This is a genomic window from Nocardia sp. NPDC050630 (genome assembly GCF_044457245.1).
Classification (GTDB): domain Bacteria; phylum Actinomycetota; class Actinomycetes; order Mycobacteriales; family Mycobacteriaceae; genus Nocardia.
Genome location: NZ_JBITGN010000037.1, coordinates 1 through 23069, shown reverse-complemented (window position 1 = coordinate 23069; position 23069 = coordinate 1). Strand labels below are relative to the sequence as shown.

Here is a 23069-nt window from a genome sequence, read left to right as displayed (position 1 = left end):
GCGGAACGTGCCGACGCAGCGCTGATGAGCGGTGGTGGCGAGCAGCCAGCGACTTCGGCAGGTGTGACGGAGGCAGTTAGCGGATCGATCGTCGACGCCAATTCCTCCGGCACGGTCGAGCCGATCGCCAGCGAGCAGGTAGGGGCGAGCACTGAGGAGGGCGACGGCGCTGCTGGTGAAGCTGGCGCGACGCGGCTGACGAGCGGTGATGGCGAGGAGCCCGCGGCTTCTTCGGGAGTGACGGAGTCCGTAAGCAGTCCGATCGTCGACGCCAATTCCTTGGGCTCGGCCGAGTCGAGCAGCAGCGAGGAGGCGGCGTCGAATACTGAGAATGGTGAAGGCGTCGCGGGAGTATCTAGCGCGACGCCGCCGGGCAGCGACAGGGGCCCGGCGGGCGAAGGCTCGGCAAGGGCGACGAAGACCGCGCGTGCGACGAAGAGCAAAGAAACCGCCGGATCCGATGACCAAGTGGCGGAGTTCACGCCTGAACCGCTGGATGACGATGAATTCCGGTCGGCGTTGGAGGCGATGCTGCTCATTGTGGACGCTCCGGCCCCGGTAGAGCTGCTGGCCGACGCACTACAGGACAAACCGGCGCGGGTGGAGCGGGCGCTGCACGAAATGGCGGCAGAACTGTCCGCACGGGCCAGTGGTATCGATCTGCGTTTCGTCGGTGACGGCTGGCGCTTCTATACTCGCAGCGAGTACGCGCCGTATGTGGAACGGATGCTGCTCGACGGCGCCCGGTCGAAATTGACCAGGGCCGCTTTGGAAACATTGGCGGTGGTGGCATACCGCCAACCGGTGACCCGGACCAGGGTCAGCGCGGTGCGCGGCGTGAACGTCGACGGCGTGATGCGAACCCTGTTGGCTCGGGGATTGATCGCCGAGGCCGGGGTCGACCCGGAAACGAACGGCACGCAGTACTGCACGACCGAACTGTTCCTGGAGCGGATCGGACTCGCATCGCTGTCCGATCTGCCGCCGCTGGCGCCCCTGCTACCGGGCGTCGACCTGATCGACGAGATCAACGAGAGTCTGGACACGGATCCCCGTTACACCAGACTGAAGAAATCCGCCGAGACCGATTTGGATCTCGGTACCGAAGACTGACAGGACAACATGAATACGCCCGCTCGCCGAGATGGCACACCGGATCGTAGGACCAGAAGCGACCAGCCCACCAAGGGCGGCGCAGGCCGAAGCGCACGCGATATGCGTTCGGCGCAACGGGGAAGTACGCAGCGCGGGGCCGCATGGAGCGGTTCCGAGCGCGGCTCCTCACAAGGGGGTTATCGCGGCAGTTCCGAAGGGGGCGACCGTGGTTACCGCGGTTCGTCGCAGGGCGATCAGCGCGGCTCCTCGCGTGGCGGCTACCGCTCGCAGGGCGAAAGCGGCTATCGCGGTTCCGCCGAGCGGGGTTCCGATCGACGTGGTAGCTCGCAGGCTGGCGGTTATCGTGGTTCGTCGCAGGGCGAGAGTGGCTACCGTGGTTCCGCCGAGCGGGGCTCTGATCGACGTGGTACCTCGCAGGGTGAGAGCGGTTATCGCGGTTCCGCACAGGGCGGCTCAGGCTATCGGGGTTCGCAGGGCGGTTCGGATCATTCGCGTGGCGCCGCCTATCGTGCTGGCGCACAAGGCGGATCGGCCTCGCGTTCGACCGGTTCGCGTGGCTACGCACCGGGAGGCGCTGCGCAGCAAGGCAATCCCCCGCGCCGCACAACCTCGGCCTCGATGTCCGCGCCCGTCGGAAAGAAGCCCAAGAATCCGAAGCCGCAGAAGAAAGTAGTCTCCGCCCCGCTGCTGAGCAACGCCAAGCCCGCCAAGAAACAGCACGTCGACCAGCCCGCCGAGGGCGGCCACGAGAAGTTGCCGTGGGGCGAGGGCGAGCGGCTGCAGAAGGTGCTGGCCAAGGCCGGTGTCGCCTCGCGCCGCGCCGCAGAGGAGATGATCGCCCAGGGCCGGGTCGAGGTAGACGGTGCGATCGTCACCGAACAGGGCCTGCGGATCGATCCGCAGCATGCCGTGGTCCGCGTCGACGGTACCCGCGTGATGGTGCGTGAGGAACTGGTCCATATCGCGCTGAACAAGCCCAAGGGCTGGCAGTCCACCATGTCCGACGATCTGGGCCGCCCGTGCGTCGGCGATATCGTCGCCGAACGCATCGCGGCCGGTCAGCGTCTGTTCCACGTCGGCAGACTGGATGCCGATACCGAGGGACTGCTGTTGCTCACCAATGACGGCGACCTCGCGCATCGGCTCATGCACCCGTCGTTCCAGGTACCGAAGACGTATCTGGCGACGGTGAACGGCGAGGTGCACAAGTCGATCGGCAAGCGCCTGCGCGACGGTGTCGAACTCGACGACGGTCCGGCCAAGGTCGACAGGTTCCAGGTACTCGAGCTGGGCGAGGGACGTTCGCTGGTCAAGATCGTGTTGCATGAAGGGCGCAAGCACATTGTGCGCCGACTGCTCGACGCCGTCGGCCATCCGGTGACCCGGTTGGTGCGCACCAATATCGGTCCGGTCGCACTCGGCGACCAACGGCCAGGCACGCTGCGCGTGATCGGCCGCGACGAAGTCGGCAAACTTTACGAGGCGGTGTCGTTGTGAACGGTGTAGAGATTCCCGTGGAGGTCCCTGCGATGGTTGAAGGCAGTACGCCGCTGGTCGTTGCCATGGATGGACCTTCGGGTACCGGCAAGTCCAGCGTGTCGCGGCGACTGGCCACCAGGCTCGCCGCCAGCTATCTCGATACCGGGGCGATGTACCGCGTCGCGACGCTGCGGGTGCTGCGGGCCGGTGTCGAGCTGACCGATTCGGCGGCGATCGGTGCCGCGGTGAAGGAACTGCCGCTGACCATCGGCACCGATCCCAGTCGCGAGTTGATCCTGCTCGACGGTGAGGACGTCTCCTCCGAGATTCGCGGCAACGCTGTCACCAAGGCCGTGTCCGCGGTGTCGGCCGTGGCCGAGGTGCGCGAGTTGCTTGTTGCCCTGCAGCGTGAAATCGCTTCCGCCGCAGCGCGAATCGTGGTCGAGGGGCGCGATATCGGCACCGTCGTGCTGCCGGATGCCGACGCCAAGATTTACCTCACCGCCTCGGCCGAGGCCCGCGCGCAGCGGCGCAATCAGCAGAACATCGCCGAAGGTCGCGGCGACGACTACGAGGGCGTACTCGCCGACGTGCAGCGTCGCGACACCCTCGATTCCACTCGCACGGTGTCCCCACTGCGTCCGGCCGATGACGCGGTGCAGGTCGACACCAGCGAACTGAATATGGATGAGGTCATCGACGAGCTGTATCGCGTTGTGGTGCGGCAGGTTTCGATCGGCCGGACAGGTAGGATGCAGTGAGTGAAGACGTTCTCGCGGGGGACGGCGTCTGGAGTGACGAATCCGATTGGGAGATAGCCGATCTCGACAGTGAGTTCGGCGAGGACGAACACCTCGCGATGCCGACGGTCGCGGTCGTCGGCCGCCCGAATGTCGGCAAATCGACCCTGGTGAACCGAATCCTCGGTCGTCGTGAGGCCGTCGTCGAGGATATTCCCGGCGTGACCCGCGACCGCATTTCCTATGAGGCGAACTGGGCGGGTCGCCGTTTCCTGGTGCAGGACACCGGTGGTTGGGAGCCCGACGCCAAGGGCCTGCAGCAGTCGGTTGCCCGCCAGGCCGAACTGGCCATGGAGACCGCCGACGCGATTCTGCTCGTGGTCGACGCCGTGGTCGGTGCGACGGCCACCGACGAGGCCGCGGTGCGGAAGCTGCGCCGCTCCAAAATTCCGGTGATCCTGGTCGCCAATAAGGTCGACGATCAACGCGTCGAGGCCGAGGCCGCCGCGCTGTGGTCGCTCGGTCTCGGTGAGCCGCGCATGGTCAGCGCCGCACACGGCCGCGGCACCGGTGACCTGCTCGACGATGTCCTGGAAGTCCTCCCGGAGACCCCGCGTGAGGGCACCGGCGGTACCGGTCCGCGCCGGGTCGCGCTGGTCGGCAAGCCGAATGTCGGTAAGTCCAGCCTGCTCAACAAGCTTTCCGGTGATGAGCGTTCGGTCGTGCACGACGTCGCGGGCACGACCGTCGACCCGGTCGATTCGCTGGTCGAATTGGGCGGCAAGATCTGGAAATTCGTCGATACGGCTGGTCTGCGTCGCAAGGTCTCCCATGCCAGCGGTATGGAGTTCTACGCATCGTTGCGCACCAAGGCGGCGCTGGAGGCCTCCGAGGTCGCGATCATGCTGATCGATGCCTCCGAGCCGATCACCGAACAGGACCTGCGGGTGATCAGTATGGTCGCCGACTCCGGTCGCGCGCTCGTGCTGGCCTTCAACAAATGGGATCTGGTCGATGAGGACCGTCGTCTGCAGCTCGACAAGGAAATCGACCGGGATATGGTCCGGGTGCCGTGGGCGCAGCGCGTCAATATCTCGGCGCATACCGGACGTGCCGTCCAAAAGCTTGTTCCCGCAATGGAAACGGCGCTGGAGTCGTGGGATAAGCGCATTCCCACCGGTCGGCTGAACAATTGGCTCAAGGAAGTCATCGCGGCGACGCCGCCGCCGATGCGCGGTGGCCGGTTGCCGCGCGTCCTGTTCGCCACGCAGGCAACAACCCGACCGCCGACCTTCGTCCTCTTCACGACGGGTTTCCTGGAGGCGGGTTATCGGCGGTTCCTGGAGCGTCGCTTGCGGGAGGAGTTCGGCTTCGACGGTTCGCCGGTTCGCATTTCGGTTCGCGTACGCGAGAAGCGGGAACGCAGGAAGTAGGCCTTTCGGAACGGATGTCGTTGTCCAGCAGCGGCGTCCGTTCCGGATACGCCATCAGTAGAAGTCGGCGAGGTGGTTGGTTACCCCACTCGGGCAGGGAACGTGCCGGGCGACCGGAGATATCGGCGACGGTGGTGGTGATTTCGGGCCCGGGGAGCGACCCAGTGGGCCGAAGCCGAAGTCCGCCGCCGGATGGCAGCCTTGCGCTGCAACGGAATCCTGCAGTTCCAGCTCGATGTTCCGTCCGCTGCATTGGGGTTCGGCACGGAAGCCCAGCTCTGAATCGCCGGACAACCTGCCGCCACCGTCAGCGTCGGCGAGGCGCTGGCCCGTCATCGCGAAGACTCCTTCGCCGCCGTCACCACCAATCTCGTCGCCGCCGTCAACTGCCGTGATTCCCAAGACTTCGGTCGCTACCTCACCGAACGCATCCCCGAACTTCCCGGCATCGCCACGCTCGAAACCGCTCCGACCGTTCGCACCGTCGAACGCGGGTTCGCTGCTGCTCTGGAGTGTGCTGCGTCACGATGCCGAGCCGTCGCATCCGGCGTAAATTCGTTAATTAGCGAAATGCCGAAGGAGGTGGCTGTGCTCGACGAGTGCAAAGCGTTGGCGAATGAGACACGCTTGCGCATCCTGGCGTGGCTCAAGGATCCGAACGAGAACTTCCCGCAGCGGGGCGAGGACGCCGAGCTAGGTGTGTGCGTCGGTCTTATCCAGCAGAGGGCGGGGACCTCGGCCTCGACCATATCGGCGCACCTCGCGATCCTGCAGCGCGCCGGATTCCTCAGCGCCACCCGACGCGGCCAGTGGACCTACTACCGCCGCGACGAAGCCCGCATCCGGGCCTTCACCGAAGAACTCCACCGCGTTCTCTGAGCTACGAAGGAAGTTTTATGCCCACCGCACTGTCGATCCTCGATTTGGCGTCGGTCGCACCCGGCCGCACCGCACGCGATAGCTTCGAAAACAGCGTCGCGCTGGCCAGGGCCGCTGAGCGCAGCGGCTATCGACGCGTCTGGTACGCCGAGCACCACAACATGCGCTCGATCGCGTCCAGCGCCACCAGCGTGCTGATCGGTTACGTTGCCGCGCATACCGAGACCATTCGACTCGGCGCGGGCGGCATCATGCTGCCCAACCACTCGCCGTTGGTGATCGCGGAGCAGTTCGGCACGCTGGAGACGCTGTTCCCTGGGCGGATCGACCTCGGGCTCGGCCGCGCGCCGGGCAGTGACCAGAAGACGATGTTCGCGCTGCGTCGCAATCCCTCCTCCGCAGACACCTTTCCACAGGACGTGCTGGAGTTGCAGGGCTATCTGTCGGGCCACTCGCGGGTGCCCGGTGTGCAGGCAGTGCCGCGCGCGGAAGGCATTGTGCCGCTTTATATTCTAGGGTCGTCGCTCTTCGGTGCGCAGCTCGCCGCTCAGCTCGGCCTGCCATATGCCTTCGCATCTCATTTCGCACCGGACGCGCTGCACCAGGCGGTCGCCGTCTACCGTGACAGTTTCCGGCCGTCGGAGCAGTTGGCCGAGCCGTATGTGATGGCCGGTGTCAATGTGTTCGCGGCCGAGGACCACGATGCGGCGGTGGCGCAGAAGACAATCTCCTACCGTGCTCGCGCGCGAGCCATGATTCGCCGTGGTGCGGCGGGCACGGACTTCACCGATGAGGAGATCGATGCATTCCTCGCCTCGCCGAACGGCAGCCAGCTCAGCGCGATGACCAGGTACACCGCCGTCGGCACACCCGCCGAAGTCCGTTCGTACCTGGCGGATTTCGCGGGGTCCATCGATGCGGATGAACTCATCGTCGCCCACCACGCCACCGAGATCGCTGACCGGCTGCGGTCGGTCGAACTCACCGGTGGGCTCATCACCGCGCCGGTAGCGCCCTAACTCAGCGAGCCGCCGACGATCATGTTCGCGGTGATGGTGCCGTCGACTTCCTTATTGCCGTAGATGACGACCGCGGCACCAACCGCCACATCCGACACGCGGCTGCCGGTGAGGACGAGTACCCGGGTAGCGGCGTTGACGTGAACGTTCGTCGTGGCACCCAGAATCCCTTGCACCGCAAGCGTTTTGCCGTCGTTGGCAGTGACCTTACCGATGGTCAGCCCGTGATCGACCCGGACCGCGTTCGCCGGGACGGCGGTGGCATTGGTGGCCGCCGATCCGGCAGTCGGTGCCGAATCCACGGATGCGATGAAGAAGTACACCACCAACGAAAGCAGGACCGCGAAGCTGGTGCCGATGAGCATGCCGAGATCGGGGTAGTGCCGTCCACGCTTCGACGGGATCGTGATGGCAGTGAGTATCACCGGGTCGATGGCCAGCTCCGCGCCGCCGCTGGACTCCTTGCTGGGGAGGCCCTTGGGCTGGTTCGACCACGGCGTGGCCGGGGGACTCATAGCTTCAACGTTATTTAACGGAGTGCGAATACCTATCACCACTGGCGGGAGCACTTCGACACGCCGAGCGGGTGGGGTGCGACCGACGCGCCGGCACCTGGCATTATCCGTGCATGGTCATTCCCAGCGTGCTGCCGGAACGCCCTACCGTCGGAACCCCGTTCGAAACCGGCTGGCCGGTCCGCCTCGCCGATACCGACCGGAACCGGCGTCTGCGCCTCGACGCCATCGCCCGCTACCTGCAGGACATCGGCTTCGAACACCTCGACGCCGTCCAGGACGGCGACATCCACCGCGGCTGGGTCGTCCGCCGCACCGTCATCGACGTCCTCGAACCCATCGAGTTCGGTGAGCACGTCACCCTGCGCCGCTGGTGCTCGGCCCTGTCCAACCGCTGGTGCAATATGCGCGTGCAGATCTGCGGCAGCAAGGGTGGTCTGGTCGAAACAGAAGGATTTCTCATTCATTTCGGCACCGAATCCGGTGTTCCCGCTCGCATGAGTGACCGCTTCATGGAGCCCATGCTCGCCAGCACCACCGACCACCGCCTGCGCTGGAAGGCGGCACTCACCGACCCGCTACCCACCGGGCCCGACGTCGAAGAAGTGCCCTTTCCCTTGCGCGTCGCCGACTTCGACTGGCTCGACCACGTCAACAACGCGATCTACCTCAGCGCCCTGGAAGAACTCCTCGCCACCCACACCGACCTCACCTCCGGCCCCCACCGCACCGTCATCGAATACAGCAAACCGTTGACCGCGGGAGAGCAGGTCCGTGTAGTCGGCCGCCGCACCGGCGACACCCTCGACGCCTGGTTCGCCGTAGCCGACGACCCCCGAGCCGCCGCCCGCGTCACCCCACGCTGACTCCCGCCCCACCCGCCACACCGATAACCAGGCGATTCGGCGTCTGACCGTCCCCTGAGGTAATCTTTCCGAGCGCCCGAACACCAGGCGCAACGGGCTGTGGCGCAGCTTGGTAGCGCACCTGACTGGGGGTCAGGTGGTCGCAGGTTCAAATCCTGTCAGCCCGACATAGAAAAATCCCCTCCGACCTGGGTCGGAGGGGATTTGCTGTTATTGGACGATGCGTAGTTGGGGACCATTTGGGGACCGTTGGGGCGCTCGTAGGTGTATCGAGAGCAGATTGCCGTCGTTTTGGAGCGCCTCGGTGTCGGGGTGGAGGTATCGCTGGGTGATCCGGGGGTCGGTGTGTCCGGCGATCTGCTGGAGTCGATGCAGGGGGACGCCAGCGTCGGCGAACCAGGTCAGCCCGGTATGGCGTAGTCCGTGCCGACGTAGATGTTCGTAGCCGACCTTTGTCACCACCTTGTCCCAGTGAGTTGCCTTGTGCAGCACTCCTGTTTGGATTCGTCCACCGCGGGGGCCGACGAAAAGTCGTGCGTCGGGATCCTGGTTGGCGGCTTTAATTCGTTGGAGCACCAACGGGCGAATGTCTTCGATAATCGGGATTCTGCGGGAGCGTTTGCCTTTCGTTCCTTTGTCTTTCAGCCCGCCCGGTCCGGGTGAGGTCTGGCGGCGCAATCGCCAAATCCATTGGTCGGTGTCGATATCGCGGACACGGCATCCGGAGACTTCCCCGATTCGGGTCGCAGTGCAGGCCGCGAAGACGACGACATCACCCCATCCCTGGTAGTTGTCCGATGACGCAGCGATCAGGGCGTCCGCGAGCCGGGTCAGTGCCGCCCAATCGGGCAGCGCAAGCGATCGCGGGTCGTCGAGTTCGTCCTCGTACCGCTCGTATTGGCGTTGCCAGCCGCTGACTTCGACACGGTTCCGGTCGATCACCTCGTCCCGGACGGCCTGGTCCAGTACTCGAGATAGTGCGGCCAAGCTGTTCTTGACCGCCGATTTGCTTACTCCTTCGGCGATCCAGTTCATGACCGCGCGGTCGGCCAGACCTGCGGTAACCATGGTCACCGGAATATGCCCGAGAGCCGGGACCACTCGACGGCGCCATGCTGGTAGGTAAGCGTCGCCCACTGTCTTCTCTTCCAGGCCGCGCATTGCCGCAGCCCAGTTGTCATCGCCGTAATCATTGAGAGTGGCGGTCGCGGTCTTCGGATCAACACCGCGTGCCGCGGCGCGCCTGATCCGATCTACCCACTCTTCCGCTTCCTCGCGCGTGTCGAATGCTGCCGACTTGGATGGGCGCGACTTGGTGACGGGATCGGACCACCGCACACGCGCTCGGAAGGGTGTAGCTCGTTTTCGCTCCTCGATATCCGCTCGGATTTCCACCCCGAGCGGAATCATTCGAACTGGATCGGTACCCATCACGCGGCCGTCGGGTCAATGCGGTTGCGTCGGAGGTAGGCCAGAACATCAGCGCCGAGGTACCGCGTCACTCGGTCGGACAGATGAACGAACGGAGGACCCTGCGGTGGGCGCGCTGTCCGCCAACGTCGCAGGCTCGACGGATCGACCTTGAGCACTGCGGCAACGTCTTCCGTGGTGTACCAGGCGTTCTCAGCCAGCTCCGACATTTCCCCTCTATCAGTAGTCATGGTTCGGTTCCTTCTGTTCTGGTGAATTCCTGTGCTGCGGTGAGGGTGCGGGTGACCGACGATGAGCTGAGCTCGACGCGCTCAGCGATGCGGGCGTGCGACCAGCCTTGCTCGTGGCGCAGCCGCAGAATTTCCGCGACTTTGTCAGGGTCGCGGCGTCCCGCGCGATCGGCGCTGCAGACCTGGTCGGCGACCATGGCCCATCGGTCGGGCGGTGCGCTGGCTTCGATTTCGATGCGTTGGGCTGGTTCGAGTTCGGCCGCCCGGGATTCGGTCAGTTCTGTCGATGTCGAACGCGTCTCGGTGTGTACCTCGCGCACCGAGACGGTGCGTACCGGCTCGGGCCGGTGCGCAGGTTCCAAGTCGGTGCGTTCGGGCGGGGCGGTGTGGTGCTCGCGGATGATCATGTGCGCCAGGGCGGCGCCCATACCGAGGACCACAACGGGGAGGCACGCGACCATCACCGTGACCGGCCACGGCGCCACGGTGACACCCGCGGCTTGCATGAGGTGGTAGGCGACCTGGCCGACAGCTCCCAGGATGAGGCTGCCGAATGCCGACCACATCGCGTAGCTGCGGGTTTTGTCGGATCGGACGCGTCCGGACAGCCAGACCGACAGCGCGTAGGAGGCGTATGCCTCCATCCCGATCGGGAGGGTGATCGCGGTATTGATCTCGAAATTGTCGGCAATCCCGGGCAGCGGGTGCACCGGACCGAATCCGGTCAGTTCACCGAGGCCAACCCATCCGGACCAGATCGCCACGAATGCCGGAAGAGCCAACAGCAATACCGGCCACGCCCGCACCGGGCGCGCAGATGCCTGTGCACTGGGCTGTGCATCGTCTGGTGCGTGGTGGTGCGCAGCGTCGTTGCTGCGCACCACGTTTGCACCGGAGTCGTGTCCGGTCACGGTTCACGCACCGTTCTGCCCGGCGGCGGGGGTGTAGACGGCGGTGAACAACCGGGCCTTCGGGTAGTCGGGGTCAGGTCCGGTGTAGGTGACCGCGAGGGTGTCCCCGATCCGGAAGTCGGCCACGCCCGCAGTGTCGAGGGCCGCGCCGATGGCTTGTTCCATCCGCCAGGTCACGTACAGATTCCGTGGCCCGCCGGCGGTGGCGAGGGTCACGATCAGCTGCATCACGGGTTTGCCGTCGTCGTCGAGTTCGACCTCGTCGGGTGCGCCGTCGAACTTCAATTTCGGTTCCTCGTTCGCAGCGGTGACGCGACCGGTCACGGTGGTACCGGGTGCGCTGTTGCGGCCGAACGCCGAGGTCGGGCGGGCGGCGCGACGGAAACGGGCGCCGAGGTTGCTGGTGGTCATGAGGGTGGGTCCTTCCTGTTGTGGTTGATGCTGGTCAGCGGTTTCGGGTGCGGACCCGGGTGGTGGGTTCGCGAAATCGCTGCGGGTGGGGTCGGTCGAGGTGTTTGACGGGTTCGAGTTCCTCGGTGCGGTGTCCGGCGGCGAAGTGGTCGGCGAGGTCTTTGCCGACGCGGGCCTGCATGACCCGGACCTCTCCGACGGTCCCGATGAGGGTGTCGGCGACCTTGGCGGCGTGCTGGTAGCCGGGGCGGTCGCGGTCGGCGACCACGATCACTCGGGCCGCGCCGCGCAACCATTTGGCGTGTTCGGGGGTCCAGGACCCGGCGCCCATGGCGTTGCAGGTCGCGATCAGTCCGGCGCGGTTCGCCGCCTGGACGTCCTTTTCGCCCTCGCATACGAAGATTTCGCGGCCGGTGTCGAGGGCTTCGCGGATGTCGGTGAGTTTCCAGGGGATCGGCGCGAATCCGCCTTTGGCCCATTCGGTTCCGGTCCATCGGGCTTGCCAGAACGATTTCGCGTAGCCGTGTTCGTGCGGGGTCCGCATTCGGAACACCGCGCCTTCGATCTGGTCGGTGTGCCACCGGTAGACGTAGGTGTCGACGTTTTCCGCGGGCCCGGTCTGTGCTCCCAGATCCGGCTTGTTCAGGATCGGGAACCTCGCCGCCGCGATCGCCCGCTCAACCGGTGTCAACGCCCGTCGCTCAGCCACCCCGTAGCGTTGACCGTGAATCCCATTGCTGCGCTGCTGGTTCGGGTCGCGTTCGGGCAGTCGGTCCCAGAGGTCGCGTACCCGTAACCCGATCCGCTCGAGGACTTCTTCGTCGTTGCAGTGTGCCCAGCACCGCACCCACGTCTTGCCTTCTCGCGGGTCGTAGCGCACACCGAGTGACGGGTTGTGGTGCTGCCCGTCGGCCTCGTGGACCGGGCACAGGTAGTTCGTCCACTGCATCGGATCGCGCGGGTGTGGCGGCGGTCCGACCCGGCGGATCAACGCGTCGGTCACCACCTGGTACGAGTGCCCCTGCGGCTGCTGCGGTTGCATCGCTCACCGCCCCCGCTCGATCTCGGGGCGGGTGGCGTCGGCAGCGGCCAGGACACGGCCCTGTTCGATGCTGCGTCGCTGCACCGCATCCAACTTCCCGCCTGGCGTGTGCAGGGATTCGACCAGCGCGCGCCGCATCACATCAGGATCGGATACCCATTGGGCGCGAGCGTTTTTCAGGAACCACCACTGCTCGCGGTGCGGTCCGTGGTGCCAACCGTGATCGATCGCGGCGCCCTCGGTGTAGAGGCGGTGGATGTCAGCCTCGGTCGCTTCGGGCCGGTAGGCCATGCGGGTGAGCCGGTCGAGTTCGGTGAACGCCTCGCGCATCGCTTCCTCGTGCTCGATGTGCATCACGTTCACCGCCCTCGTTCGATCCGCGACCGTGTCCGTGGGCGGTCTTGTGCGGTGAGGTCGCGGGCTTGTTCCTGGCTGCGGCGCTGGATATCGGTGAGGCCGTATCCGCCGTTGTGGTCGACGTTGTCCAGGAACCGGCGCATGGTGTCCGGTGCTCGCCGCCAGTCCTCACGGGCGTCTTCGAGGTAGTTCCAGTGCTCGGCGTGCGGACCGGACTCCCACCGGTCGGCGACGACCTGCTGTTGCATGTCGAGGAGCTGGATCTCGGCCTCACTGGTCGAAGGCCGGTACATCTGCCGCCCCAGCTCGACATAGGTCGTGAAGTCGGCGCGCATGGCTTCCTCATGCTCGCGTTCCATGTCAACGGCTCCTTTCGATCCCATTGCGGCGCTGACCATTACGCTCGGCACGCTGGTGGTCGACGTCGATGGGCCGCCACGGTTGCGTGTCGTCGAGCCGTTCGGCAGGCTTGGCCCGTTCGGCGGTGTGGTTGTCCTCGGTGTCGATCACCACGTGCTGTTCCTCGCCGTTCCGTTGGGTTTGCTCGGCTCGATCTGCTGCGCGCCCGTTTCGCTGGGTCCACAAGGTCTGGGCGAGTTTCTGGACGGCTTCGTCGCGTTCACGCTTGTAGCGGTCGCGTTCGGCGGCGACCTGGTCGACCTTCGGGCGGTCGCGCAGTTCACCGATCTCGTTGGCGAGGCGGATGTTTCGGTTCTTCAACTCCTCGATGCGTCCCTCGGCGGCGGCCAGGTTGCGCTTGAACTCGTCGCGGTCGGCGGTGACCGCGTCCAGACCGCGCTGCAACAACCCGACTCGGTTCTCGAGGCGGTCGCGGTCGATGGAGATGTCTTTCAACTGGCGTTCGAACTCGGCGAACCGATCCGGATCTACCGGTGCGGCCGACTGCTGCTCGACAGGACGGGTTACCGGCTGCTCGGTGGCCTGTCCGCGCTGGCGCCGCTGGTGTTGGTCGCGCAGGGCACGGACTTCGTCGGTGACCATCCCGAGCGGACCCTCGACGACTTCGGCGCTGCGACTGCGGCCGTCTTCCTGGATGGTGGCGGTGAAGTCCCCACCGGCACGGCTACTCGTGTCGCGGTAGTTGTCGAGCTGGTGCAGGATCCAGTCGTAACCCTGCTCTCGGGTTTCGAACCTGCTCATCCGGTCACGGTCCTGCGGCGCAAGCTTCGCGAACTCGCGGCCATCCATGACGTACACGTCGGTGGGTCCGACGTTGGCCACGAACGGTTTCGCCGCCTCGTGCTGGGGCGGACGCTCGACGGTGGCGCGCCGCTGTTCGGTGGCGGCGTCGGCGACGGTGCGTTGGTGGTCGGCGAGGGTATCGGCATCAGCGAAGAATCCTGTGCGCGGGTTCTGCCGGTACCCGCCATCGGCGCCGCGGATGATGCCGAGTGGGTGTTCGAGCTGTTCGGCCACCATCTCGGGGTCGCCGTGGCGGTGATACAACTGCCGTCCGGCCGGATCGCGCAGGCTGGCGTCCACGGTTTGCCCGTCGACCCACATCGCGTGGTCGATATCGCGGTACATCCATTCCAAACCGTCACGGGCACTGTCGAACCCGCGGGTTTCGACGATCGGATCCTGTCCTGTGGCGCTGTCCCAGCGCAGGCTCGCCTCATACTGCGGGGCCCGCTGTATCCGCTCGTGTTGCGAGGTTTGGGCTTGGTCACGGACGGTGCGAGCGACCTGCGCCCGGTAGCGCAACGCCTCGATACCGCGCACCTTGTGGGCCTTGTCGAACAACCGGCCCGGCTCGAACTGCGGGAACACTGTGGCCGCGTCCACACCATCCAACGCAATGCCCTGCTCGACCCGCGTCAACCGGGCATTGCCGACCACGCGTGAACGCAGATCATCCGCGTGGCGGGTCAACGCCTGTACATCGCGGTAGCGGCGCTGGTGATCGACACGCGGATCAGCGGCACGCTCGGCGACCGCGAGGGAGTGCGCGCGGTAACGGTCGATCATCTGCTGGGTCCACACCAGCTGGTTCTTGCGGTCGGCCTGCTCGCTGCGGCGCTGCTCGCGCAACGTCAGGCTGATCTGCTTGCGGATCCGGCGACGCTCCAGCCAGTTCCCGGCCTGAGCGTGCAAACGCAGCATTTCCTTCATCGCGTACCCGAACTTGCGGGCCTCGGCGATCAACTCATCTTCAGGACTATGGTCGGTCATATCAGCGAATTCCTTTCAGCAATAAGGGGATTGACGGCTATCGACTGCGGCGACGGCTGCCGCTGGCTCGCTGTTGAGCGAGACGGCGCTCGCGTTCCTGATCGGCTTGGTCGGTGAGCTTCAACCGGCTCGCGTTCTTGCGGGCCTCGTCGACCGCGGCCTCGACCCGGTACAGTCGTCGGTCCGCGTCGTCCAGTGCCGTTAGCACTGCACCGTTGGCGTCGATGGGTTCGATCGGCTCACCGAAGCTGTCCACCGCCAGCGACTGCGGCGAATGAGCCAGATCGACATAGCGTTCGCTGACTCGATTCAGCTGGTCGCGCATCTGACCGATCTGGTCGTAGAACGCGGCTATCTCTCGGTACAGATCGGACGGGATTGGCAAAATCCGGTCATCGGCGTTGTCAGACATGGGTTTTCATTCCTTTCGGTGTTACCGGGTCGCGCCCGTGGTCCGGTTGTTTTCGTGCCGGGTGCGGGCGGTGTCGATCCGGTCGACCAGGCCGCGCGCGAGTGCAGCGATAGTGGTGATGACGACGGCGAATGCCGTGCTGACGCCGTTGGTGACGGTGGCGAGGACATCGGGGATGCTCGGCCGCAGGGCGGCGTTCCACCACAGGTAGACCAGCCATCCAGTGCCGTAAGCGGCCATCGGGCCGGTCACGATCCACGGCTGCCCCCACGTCGAAAGCAGGGTCGCGGTGACCACGACAGAGGAGCCCCCGGCCGCGCCGCGGACCATCCGCCGCCGCGCCGCGCGACCAGCCTTCGCAACTGTGTCGGGATCGAGCGGCTTGTCCCACTCCTGCACGCAATCGTTAGTGTCGTTGTTTTGGACCACCCGCAGGACCGGCCGCACCGGGGCGTGCGGCTTGGATGTGTCCCGGTGGTCCTGGTTCGGGGTGTCGGCCGCGGCTGCTACGTCCGCGAGGTAGTCGGAGAACTCGTCGGCGAGGATGTCGCCGATCGCTTTCGGCTCGATCGGCTCGCGCTGCTCGTCGGGGTCTTCGTCGTTGTGGTCGTTGTCGCGGATGATGCGCATTGGTATTGCCTTCCAATCGGGTTCAGGAACAGAAGCGGGGTGTTCAGGCGACGGCGGTGGCGCCGGAAGTGGCGGGGTCACCGGGGGAGGCCTGCGCACGTTTGGCGGCGGATGTGCCCGGCATCGGGAGCAATTCGGTCGGGTTGACGGGGACGACGCGGCCGAATTGGGCGCGTCCGGCTTTGGCGTAAACGACGTCGCCGGTGTCGAATTCGCGGACACGGTCGGGGTCGACGAGCCATTTCTCGCCCATCGAGACCTGGCCCTCGTCGCCGTGGCGTTGGCCCTTGATCAGGTGCCGCGAGGGCAGCATCCGATGGATCGGGCCGAAGTGTTTGCACAGCTCCCCGGCGTTTTCGGAGTAGCCGATGATCACCCCGCCCGCGCAGGCCTTCAGGATCCGGTTCAGCGACCATTGATCTCGGGCGATGCCTTCGGGAGACTGCGCGGCAAAGATCACCGATACGCCCTGGGAGCGGCCACGTTCGCAGACTTCTTCGAGCCCGATCGACCCTTGGTCGGTGGTCGTGGCCGACAGTTCGTCGATGATGAGGGTGATCGAGCGGCGCTGGTCCTTGGCGGTGCGCCCGGCGCGCTGCATCAGCATCCGCAGGATCGCGGAAACCTGAGCGCGGGCGGCGTCCTTGTCGATGCCCGGCACGGTCACATACAGCACATCGACGTCGTCGAGATCGACGCCACCGTCGAATACCATCCGCCCGTGCTCGTCCTGGAGCCGGTCGAACAGGTTGGACGCCTTGATCAACATGTCGTCGATCTGGGGGACCTTTTCCGACTGCAACGCCTCGACCATCCGCACCACATCAGGGGCGTTGCCCCAGATGTCGCACAGTTTTTCGACACTGAGCCGCTCGAGGAACTCTGTGGAGGAGCGGGGTGGACCGACGGGTGCGTCGACCACGAGGGACACGATGCGGTGGCGCATTTCGTCGAAGTGCTGGCCCTCGCTGGTGCTGGCCTGCCCGGCGTTGAACATGTCACCGAGCACTGCCCGCTGATCCCGGGCTTGCATGTCCCACACGTCGAGCCGGTCTTGCTCGGGCACGATCGCGATCTTGTGTGGCTCGATTCCCTTGCGGGTCGCCAGATCCCGGATCTCACGGCCCAGGACCCGGTCGTCCTCACCGCCTTTGCAGGACACGAAGACCAGCAGCGGACGCGGGTGCTTGGCCCGCATCGCTGGTACGTCCTTCCAGCGCTGCCAGGCGGTCCACTCGTATTCGAGCATCGCGAACCCGAACCGCTTGATGGTCTCGGTCTTGCCGCCACCAGTGGTCTTGATGATCGCCATCTGGCGGCGGGCCTCCTTGTGCGGCACCACCAGCCAGGCTTGATGCCTGGCGGTCAGCTCCGACCACACCCCCAACGGTGTCGAGGACGTCCGATCAGCCAACGGCCCCAACACAATCCCGTCCCCAGTAGTGAACGGCGCACCCAACTTCGCGGCACGCGCCGCTGCGGCGGCCCGGCGTGCTGTCAACGCGTGCTGGACTCGTTCGGTGCGCCCAAGGGACTTCAAGCCGACCGTGTTGGTCTTGTTGACGAATTTCGCCCACCAATAGGTAGCCAGCAACGCCGCGACCGGTGCGCCGAGCGCGAGCATCATCGGCAGCCCGGCCCAATCACCATCGACGGCGCGGGATGCGCCCGCCCACAACAGCACCGCGGGCGTGGTCCACGAACCACCCGCCAACGCCGAGGACGCGGGCAGCAGCAGTGATCCGATCGCGAAGTTCCGCAACCGGTGCGGCGACAACGGCCACCGTGCCGCGACGGCCACGATCATGACCAACATCGCGACCACCACCACCCCGCACACCGTCGCGGTCCCCGCGATATGGGTGAGGCCGCTCAGATCCGGAAGATCGATACCGTCGAGCTGACGCACCGGTGGCTTCACCGGATGCACCTCGATCGATGGTGGCGGATCCTGCACGATCGACGGTGGCGCGGCCGGTGGTGCGGCGGTTGTCGACCCGATTGGGCCACAATCTGTCGGGGTGAGGATCGGCTGGCAATTCTGGTTGGTCATGATGCTTCCCTGGAGATGTGAAGACCGTTGCGGGCGCGGAGTTTCGCGGCGCGGGCCTGGTTGCGGGCGGCGAGGAAGGAGGTCCACTCGTCGTCGAAATCACCTGCGGCGAACAGCAGCGACAGGTTGCTGAGCTCGGAGGGGAGACGGTCGTAAGCTGCGGTGACACCGTCGAGGACCTGCACCGTCCGGCATAGATAGAGCAGCCCGATGACGGTCTCGGTCTTGGCGTCTCGCGCCGCCCGCACCGCGCCCTGCAGCGCGATATCCATGTGGGCGCGGTCTTTGAGGCTCAGCTCGACTTCCAGGGCCCACCACCCGCGGCGCCCATCGACTTCGCCGTGGAACCGGCCGTCGTGAATGTGTGGTCGGCCCGACAACGGGCGTCGGCCGGTGCTGAATTCGATTCGTGCGGAACGGTTTTCCGATGCTTCGACGGCGGCTCGCCGCCACAGCTGACGTTCGGAAATCCACCGATCCGCTGCGTTGCCGACCAGCATGATCCGGGCTTGTGCGACGGCCCGATGATGCTCGGCGTACATCAGGGGTGGATGCCAGTCCTTGGGACGCCACCCCAGATACCGCGCTGCGGTCACGCGGGTCGGGACCACCCACTTCTCACCGGGCTGCACCTGCTCGAGCGGATGAACCTTGTTGTCTTTGACCAGATCAGCAACCAGCCGATAGACGTGGTTGCGTTCCACGCCGAGGTACCAACCCAGCACGTCGAGCTGCATCCCCCGCATATCCGCCAACGCGGTGAGGACCGCCGTTTTACGCGCGGTGGATATCGGCGATCGTTCCGCACGCAGCAGGTCCTGCACCGTGGTCCGCGGCAGGCCGACACGACGACTGATCTCAACCTGGCTGTAGCCGCGGGCACGAAATGCCGAGACCTCACCGAGCACCAGTTCGACCCTGCGGGCCGAAACCCTGAGGGTCTGGCCGATCTCGCGGTACGTCGCACCCGCGCCGCGCAACCCGTCGATGATCTGGTCGAGATGTTCGAATTCCAACTCGCCGTAGCGATCCTTCTTGTTGTCGTTCATCGACTCCGCTCCCTTCCATTGCTCCTGGCGGCGCGGCGGGCCTCGATCTCCGAACAGATCCGGTCGATCTCGTGCGCCGACACATTCCGCGCGTCGAACCGCTCGACCGGCTCCGCCGGATCGCGGGTGGTGCGGCTGGCGGCGATGTCGGCGCGGGCCTTGAGCACCACCTCGCGCATGTCTTCCGCCGGTCGCGGTGTCACTCCGCACATCGGGCAGCGCCGGGTCGCTCCGCCCTCACGCTTCAATTGCCGTTCGCGGCCGCGGTTGCCGTCCCACGTGCGAGCCAGCGACCAGCCGATACCGGCGTCCTTGATCACTGCCAACAAGCGGGCACCGCGCCCGGCGCGATGCTCGGCCAACCGGGCATCCAGATCGGTGGTCCAACCCGTGTAATGCTTGGCGTGTCGGTACGGCCGCTCGAAATGCAGCAAATACACGGTGCCGTCGGGGGATTCGCGGTTCATCGGCTCCGCTCCGATCCGCGTTGCCGATCAGGTCGACGCGCAGCGATATCGCGGCGGGCCTGCTCGATCACTTCGCGCATATCGGCGGCGTCGATGCCGCGACGCTCACACGCCCGCACCGACCGCTCCATCCGAGCCAGCTCCAACGCCTCCAACTGAGCAGGTGTCGGAACTCGCTTCGGCACAGCGGTTTCCGTGTCATACAGGTAGGCCTTCAACGGCCCCCGTGCCCCACCTCGAGCACGCAACACCTGGGCTTCGTGGTCGGCGCTCGGCCGCTGCCCCTCTCGAGCCAGTTGACGACGGGTCCGCAGATGTGGCGGCGCGAAACCCCACGGCCACGTCGGGATGCCGTACTTCTCGCCTTCGGGATCGTGGAACCGGCTCATCGCGACCGCTCGATCCGCCGCGAACCTGTTCGAGTCCGCTGCTGAGCGATATCCCGCTCCAGCGCCGCCCGCCAGCTGCGCCGTGCCTCGTTCGTCTCGCGCTTGACCGCGTCCCGAACACCTTTGAGGTAGTCCAGCTTGGCGCGCTCACCCGTGGTCTGGGCGAAGTCGTTGCGCTCCATCGACACCCATGCGGCCTCCGACATGTCGAACAGCACTTCGTCGGTAGTCGACAGGCACTCGAACCGTGCCCGCGCCTCGGCCCTCGAACGGTCGTCACTTGCCGCGCTCACCGCGCCACCCCCGAGACCTGCGAAACCGGAGCGCACGAACCCGGCTTCTCCGGTGGTACACCGGAATTCGCTGAACGGCAGATGTTCTGTGACGGCGGATAGTGATACCCGGTGTCCTTCAGTGCTGCACAGGAACCGATCGCGACCAGCAGCAACACACCGACCGCCACCAACCGCAGCACTGGAGGCAACAACCCCAATGGCGCGTAGATCGCGCCGACTCCGGTGAATTCAGGTCCCGCCATCGAATGCAACGCCGTATGCCCACGGCCCTGGTCGAAATGGGTGACCGTGTACCCCACCGGTCCTTGCTGCCGCGGCGCGCTCATCGCCGCACACCCCACCGACGGGACGCTCTCCAAAACGCGAACGCTCCCAGCAGCATCACGGTGAAGCCGACAACTGCGGGATGAGTCAGAACGAGGTAACCGATCGACACGGCCGCAACCGCGAATCCGAATGTGCGAGCGCGCATCAGGCTGCACCGCCTTGGCCAAGCGGTCGAACCAGGGCGAGGACCTGGTTGCGGTCGACTTTGATCAACCGCGGGCCCACCTGGAATCCCTCCAGGAGTCCGCCGTCAACCCAGCGGCGGATGGTGGTTGGGTGCACTCCACCCGCCAGCTCCGCAGCGTCACGGAGACTGATCAGGTTTGCCCGTTCCCCGGCCGAACTGTGCCGTTTGCTCATGAATGCCACTCCTTCGATGCGCAGTGCTTGTGTATACACAAACAGCGTATACGCAGCTGTGTATACACACAATGCTTGCGTATACACAGAAGGTGGGCATAAAGAAGAGGGCCTGATCAGGTAACTGATCAAGCCCTCTTGACGGTTGTGCTTCGTCTATCGACGGTTGAGCGAAGTTTCTACCCAGATGGCGAGACCGTCATCCGGAACGAGAATGCCTGGTACCGGCCGCGCGGGTAGGTCACGTCCGAGACCATGAGTAGGTTGTCGTCGTTGTCTAGAAAACGCTGATGAACAGTGATTGCTGAGTCCCCGGCCGGAACGTTTAACCATGTGGCGTGCAGCGCGGTCGGGATCTGCTCGGCGAGGGTTTCCTCCAAAAACGTTGCGTCGGGGGTCTCTTGGTCAGGCAGGTGATACGTGTCCGAAATCGACACAGGATTGCCGTCCTCCGTTGCGCGAGTCACAACGTGCACAAGCTCATCGCCGACGTCGATGCCGAAGTCGTCTGCCAGCTCATCTGTCGCCTTGACGCGTTCAATCTCGCGCTCGACACTCACGGGACGGTCGGTCTCACTCCCGAACGTGGTCTCAGGGCTTTCCATCTGGCGTTCTGGGGCGAGCCGCGTCAGGTTTGGGCGCTCGACAACATAGGTGCCGCGGCGCTCAACCGTTCGCACAAGCCCCGCGCGGTGTAGTTGCTCAACCGCTTTGCGCACAACGATTTCCGACACGTTGTGGTCATGGGCGATCTCGGAATAGCTCGGCAGCCGGGTCTTCGGCGGAATCGCTCCACTGCGGATCTGACGCGCGTACTTGTTTGCGATCTGGACGTATTTCGGCTCGGACATGCGCCGGGTCCCCTTCCGATCAGTGACTGTATACGCACCTGTGTATACGCAGTAATGACCCTACGCTGCCGCCGGGCCTTATCTCCTCATATGTGCTGTGACGGCTTCGTCAGAAGGTGTTAATGCCGCCGAACCCAGCACTGTGCGACGTCTCGCAAGTTCCACCACGAGACGAATTGAGGATCTTGGTCAACCAATTCCCACTCATGCGCAAGAGCATCGAAGAAGGCGTCGTTGCCGGTCTTGCCGCCCTTCGGCTCGCCGACATAGATCAGGCGATCCCCGCCTGCGGTCGAATAGTCCGCGAGTGCAGTCGATGCCATCGTGTCGCCCCAGCCGGGTGGCCAGCATAGGAACAGAACAGGATTCGTTCCGAACTGGGAACGAGTGTCAAAGCCGGAGAGCCCTACGACGTCGAACCATGCAGCTGGCTGTCCGGGCGAGAGCGGGAAAGAGACGTTCTCACCGTCGGTAGGCGGCTCCGAGTCATAGGCGCTCACCTTGCATCCAACATTGGCCAGCTGTGCAGCCCAGTACCCCCGACCTGCTCCAAGCTCAACGATCGACCGATCCGAACACCATTCCGTCATACGCTGCAAGGTCTCGGGTGAAGGGACAGCGTAGGCGTAGGCGGCCTGAAGTACAGTCTGCGCGTAGCCAAGACGCGCACTTCCCTGTGATCGCCCTCCGTTGATGACTCGGCGCCCGCCGCCCTCGTGTACTGCGGGCGCAACGATGTCCCAGTACGGGTTGCCGGACTCAGAATGGCCTCCGGTCATGTAGTGCAGCAGGCGAAGATCGAATGCTGAGTCGGCTTGCGGATCATCCGTGCCCGCCAGCCTCGGCGCCGTGGCGAGATAGTCAGCCACTGCCGGATAGTCGGCGTGGAACCGCGCCTCGTCCTCCAGCATCGAAGCGAGCTCGTTTCGCCGGTCCGGTGTCAGCACAAGTCCAGTCATTACTCAATTGTGTCGAGGGCCAGCCCGTTCGGCCGTCAGTTGCTCTATATGCGCATGGCAGCATGCGCGATCGGATCTCGAGCTGTACTCAGCTGGGGGAGACCCTCCTCTTGTGGTCAGTTTCGAAACCTCCGCGCATCCACCTGGATTGGCTGTCGCACTGAGCGCGTCCTGACGCGCGAACACGCCGTCGGAGGCGGCGCAGCTCTGCAACGTAACGTCCGCACCTGACGCAACCACCCACCCAGCCCCCCTTTTGTGGTCATTCCTTTGTGGTCCCTCCCTCCATGCACCTTCATTGAACTTGCTTGCTCTGTCTTGTTTTTGGCTCTCGCTCTGCCCGGTCCACACTCTCTATGAACAGCGAAGCCATAGAGAGTGTGGACCGGGCAGAGCGAGAGCCCTGCGCCGAAGGCGCACTTCAGACGGCACTTCTAATCTTGGGTGCCGGGACTATGCCGGGACTTGGTTGGTCCCGGCATAGTCCCAGCAGTGTCCCGTCATTCTCCCGGCGGTGTCCCGGCGCAATCTGTTTCTGCATCGGGTTGTTTCGCGGTGTTGTCAACGGACATCGGGACATCCGGGCGGATGGATTCGGCGGGTCCGGCTGGGCGGACAGCAGATCTCCGGGCTGATGGACATCAGTTCTCCGGG

The 23069-nt window shown here is 65.3% G+C and carries 28 protein-coding genes and 1 tRNA gene; 8 read left to right on the top strand and 21 right to left on the bottom strand.

Annotated features, from left to right (window positions below; all coding sequences use genetic code 11):
* The first annotated feature begins 468 nt into the window (after positions 1-468).
* The 4 genes from scpB to der all read left to right on the top strand — a co-directional run bounded on the left by scpB (position 469) and on the right by der (position 4768).
* The gene (gene scpB / locus ACIBG0_RS40395) at positions 469-1113 is read left to right on the top strand and encodes an SMC-Scp complex subunit ScpB (protein WP_397040638.1); all 645 of its coding nucleotides are present in this window, start codon (positions 469-471) and stop codon (positions 1111-1113) included.
* Between the two features lie 621 nt (positions 1114-1734).
* Positions 1735-2613, top strand: a complete 879-nt coding sequence (locus ACIBG0_RS40390; RefSeq protein ID WP_397040613.1) for a pseudouridine synthase — start codon at positions 1735-1737, stop codon at positions 2611-2613.
* A 32-nt stretch (positions 2614-2645) separates the two neighbouring features.
* On the top strand, positions 2646-3356 hold the full coding sequence (gene cmk / locus ACIBG0_RS40385) for a (d)CMP kinase (protein WP_397040612.1): 711 nt from the start codon (positions 2646-2648) through the stop codon (positions 3354-3356).
* Positions 3353-4768: a ribosome biogenesis GTPase Der gene (der, locus tag ACIBG0_RS40380; protein ID WP_397040611.1), complete on the top strand. Its 1416-nt coding sequence runs from the start codon at positions 3353-3355 to the stop codon at positions 4766-4768. Before cmk ends, der begins: the two co-directional genes overlap by 4 nt.
* Before the next feature lie 54 nt (positions 4769-4822).
* Here the strand turns inward: der and ACIBG0_RS40375 are convergent, their stop codons facing one another.
* A complete protein-coding gene (locus ACIBG0_RS40375) occupies positions 4823-5104 on the bottom strand; it encodes a hypothetical protein (protein WP_397040609.1) in 282 nt (93 codons plus the stop codon).
* A 234-nt stretch (positions 5105-5338) separates the two neighbouring features.
* Here ACIBG0_RS40375 and ACIBG0_RS40370 point away from each other — a divergent pair, with 234 nt between their 5' ends.
* Entirely contained in the window at positions 5339-5647 is a 309-nt protein-coding gene (locus tag ACIBG0_RS40370; protein ID WP_397040607.1) for an ArsR/SmtB family transcription factor, read from the top strand.
* A 17-nt stretch (positions 5648-5664) separates the two neighbouring features.
* Positions 5665-6666 carry an LLM class flavin-dependent oxidoreductase gene (locus ACIBG0_RS40365; RefSeq protein WP_397040606.1) on the top strand — a complete coding sequence of 334 codons (1002 nt, stop codon included), beginning with the start codon at positions 5665-5667 and terminating at the stop codon, positions 6664-6666.
* On the opposite strand, the gene ACIBG0_RS40360 is transcribed toward ACIBG0_RS40365, so the two are convergent.
* Positions 6663-7181 carry a hypothetical protein gene (locus ACIBG0_RS40360; protein ID WP_397040604.1) on the bottom strand — a complete coding sequence of 173 codons (519 nt, stop codon included), beginning with the start codon at positions 7179-7181 and terminating at the stop codon, positions 6663-6665. The two genes, ACIBG0_RS40365 and ACIBG0_RS40360, sit on opposite strands and share 4 nt — an antisense overlap.
* 113 nt (positions 7182-7294) lie before the next feature.
* On the opposite strand from ACIBG0_RS40360, the gene ACIBG0_RS40355 reads away from it, so the two are divergent.
* Positions 7295-8047 carry an acyl-[acyl-carrier-protein] thioesterase gene (locus ACIBG0_RS40355; protein WP_397040602.1) on the top strand — a complete coding sequence of 251 codons (753 nt, stop codon included), beginning with the start codon at positions 7295-7297 and terminating at the stop codon, positions 8045-8047.
* A gap of 93 nt (positions 8048-8140) precedes the next feature.
* Positions 8141-8214, top strand: a tRNA-Pro gene (locus ACIBG0_RS40350).
* 43 nt (positions 8215-8257) lie between these two features.
* On the opposite strand, the gene ACIBG0_RS40345 is transcribed toward ACIBG0_RS40350, so the two are convergent.
* The 19 genes from ACIBG0_RS40345 to ACIBG0_RS40255 form a co-directional block, all read right to left on the bottom strand.
* Positions 8258-9385 carry a tyrosine-type recombinase/integrase gene (locus ACIBG0_RS40345; protein ID WP_397040600.1) on the bottom strand — a complete coding sequence of 376 codons (1128 nt, stop codon included), beginning with the start codon at positions 9383-9385 and terminating at the stop codon, positions 8258-8260.
* A 92-nt stretch (positions 9386-9477) separates the two neighbouring features.
* Positions 9478-9708 carry a helix-turn-helix transcriptional regulator gene (locus tag ACIBG0_RS40340; RefSeq protein WP_397040599.1) on the bottom strand — a complete coding sequence of 77 codons (231 nt, stop codon included), beginning with the start codon at positions 9706-9708 and terminating at the stop codon, positions 9478-9480.
* Entirely contained in the window at positions 9705-10619 is a 915-nt protein-coding gene (locus tag ACIBG0_RS40335) for a hypothetical protein (protein WP_397040597.1), read from the bottom strand. Before ACIBG0_RS40335 ends, ACIBG0_RS40340 begins: the two co-directional genes overlap by 4 nt.
* Positions 10620-10622: 3 nt before the next feature.
* Positions 10623-11030, bottom strand: coding sequence for a hypothetical protein (locus tag ACIBG0_RS40330; protein WP_397040595.1), 408 nt, complete (start codon positions 11028-11030; stop codon positions 10623-10625).
* A 34-nt stretch (positions 11031-11064) separates the two neighbouring features.
* Positions 11065-12072: a toprim domain-containing protein gene (locus tag ACIBG0_RS40325; RefSeq protein ID WP_397040593.1), complete on the bottom strand. Its 1008-nt coding sequence runs from the start codon at positions 12070-12072 to the stop codon at positions 11065-11067.
* Between the two features lie 3 nt (positions 12073-12075).
* Entirely contained in the window at positions 12076-12435 is a 360-nt protein-coding gene (locus ACIBG0_RS40320) for a hypothetical protein (RefSeq protein WP_397040591.1), read from the bottom strand.
* Complete coding sequence (locus tag ACIBG0_RS40315) at positions 12432-12788, bottom strand: hypothetical protein (protein ID WP_397040588.1); 357 nt, start codon at positions 12786-12788, stop codon at positions 12432-12434. Before ACIBG0_RS40315 ends, ACIBG0_RS40320 begins: the two co-directional genes overlap by 4 nt.
* Before the next feature lies 1 nt (position 12789).
* Entirely contained in the window at positions 12790-14622 is a 1833-nt protein-coding gene (locus ACIBG0_RS40310; protein WP_397040586.1) for a hypothetical protein, read from the bottom strand.
* A 37-nt stretch (positions 14623-14659) separates the two neighbouring features.
* On the bottom strand, positions 14660-15034 hold the full coding sequence (locus tag ACIBG0_RS40305) for a hypothetical protein (protein ID WP_397040585.1): 375 nt from the start codon (positions 15032-15034) through the stop codon (positions 14660-14662).
* Positions 15035-15055: 21 nt separating this feature from the next.
* A complete protein-coding gene (locus ACIBG0_RS40300; RefSeq protein WP_397040583.1) occupies positions 15056-15664 on the bottom strand; it encodes a hypothetical protein in 609 nt (202 codons plus the stop codon).
* A 43-nt stretch (positions 15665-15707) separates the two neighbouring features.
* Positions 15708-17717: a hypothetical protein gene (locus tag ACIBG0_RS40295; protein ID WP_397040582.1), complete on the bottom strand. Its 2010-nt coding sequence runs from the start codon at positions 17715-17717 to the stop codon at positions 15708-15710.
* Entirely contained in the window at positions 17714-18766 is a 1053-nt protein-coding gene (locus tag ACIBG0_RS40290; protein WP_397040580.1) for a hypothetical protein, read from the bottom strand. The genes ACIBG0_RS40295 and ACIBG0_RS40290 overlap by 4 nt, the downstream gene beginning before the upstream one ends.
* Entirely contained in the window at positions 18763-19233 is a 471-nt protein-coding gene (locus ACIBG0_RS40285) for a hypothetical protein (RefSeq protein ID WP_397040578.1), read from the bottom strand. Before ACIBG0_RS40285 ends, ACIBG0_RS40290 begins: the two co-directional genes overlap by 4 nt.
* Positions 19230-19622, bottom strand: coding sequence for an RRQRL motif-containing zinc-binding protein (locus tag ACIBG0_RS40280; protein ID WP_397040576.1), 393 nt, complete (start codon positions 19620-19622; stop codon positions 19230-19232). Before ACIBG0_RS40280 ends, ACIBG0_RS40285 begins: the two co-directional genes overlap by 4 nt.
* The gene (locus tag ACIBG0_RS40275) at positions 19619-19915 is read right to left on the bottom strand and encodes a hypothetical protein (RefSeq protein WP_397040574.1); all 297 of its coding nucleotides are present in this window, start codon (positions 19913-19915) and stop codon (positions 19619-19621) included. Before ACIBG0_RS40275 ends, ACIBG0_RS40280 begins: the two co-directional genes overlap by 4 nt.
* Entirely contained in the window at positions 19912-20244 is a 333-nt protein-coding gene (locus tag ACIBG0_RS40270; RefSeq protein WP_397040572.1) for a hypothetical protein, read from the bottom strand. The genes ACIBG0_RS40275 and ACIBG0_RS40270 overlap by 4 nt, the downstream gene beginning before the upstream one ends.
* Positions 20245-20389: 145 nt before the next feature.
* Entirely contained in the window at positions 20390-20605 is a 216-nt protein-coding gene (locus ACIBG0_RS40265) for a DNA-binding protein (RefSeq protein WP_397040570.1), read from the bottom strand.
* A 179-nt stretch (positions 20606-20784) separates the two neighbouring features.
* Positions 20785-21456 carry a GntR family transcriptional regulator gene (locus ACIBG0_RS40260; protein ID WP_397040568.1) on the bottom strand — a complete coding sequence of 224 codons (672 nt, stop codon included), beginning with the start codon at positions 21454-21456 and terminating at the stop codon, positions 20785-20787.
* Positions 21457-21575: 119 nt separating this feature from the next.
* Positions 21576-22415 (bottom strand): hypothetical protein, encoded by an 840-nt coding sequence (locus ACIBG0_RS40255; protein WP_397040567.1) that lies wholly within the window; start codon positions 22413-22415, stop codon positions 21576-21578.
* Positions 22416-23069 lie beyond the last annotated feature (654 nt).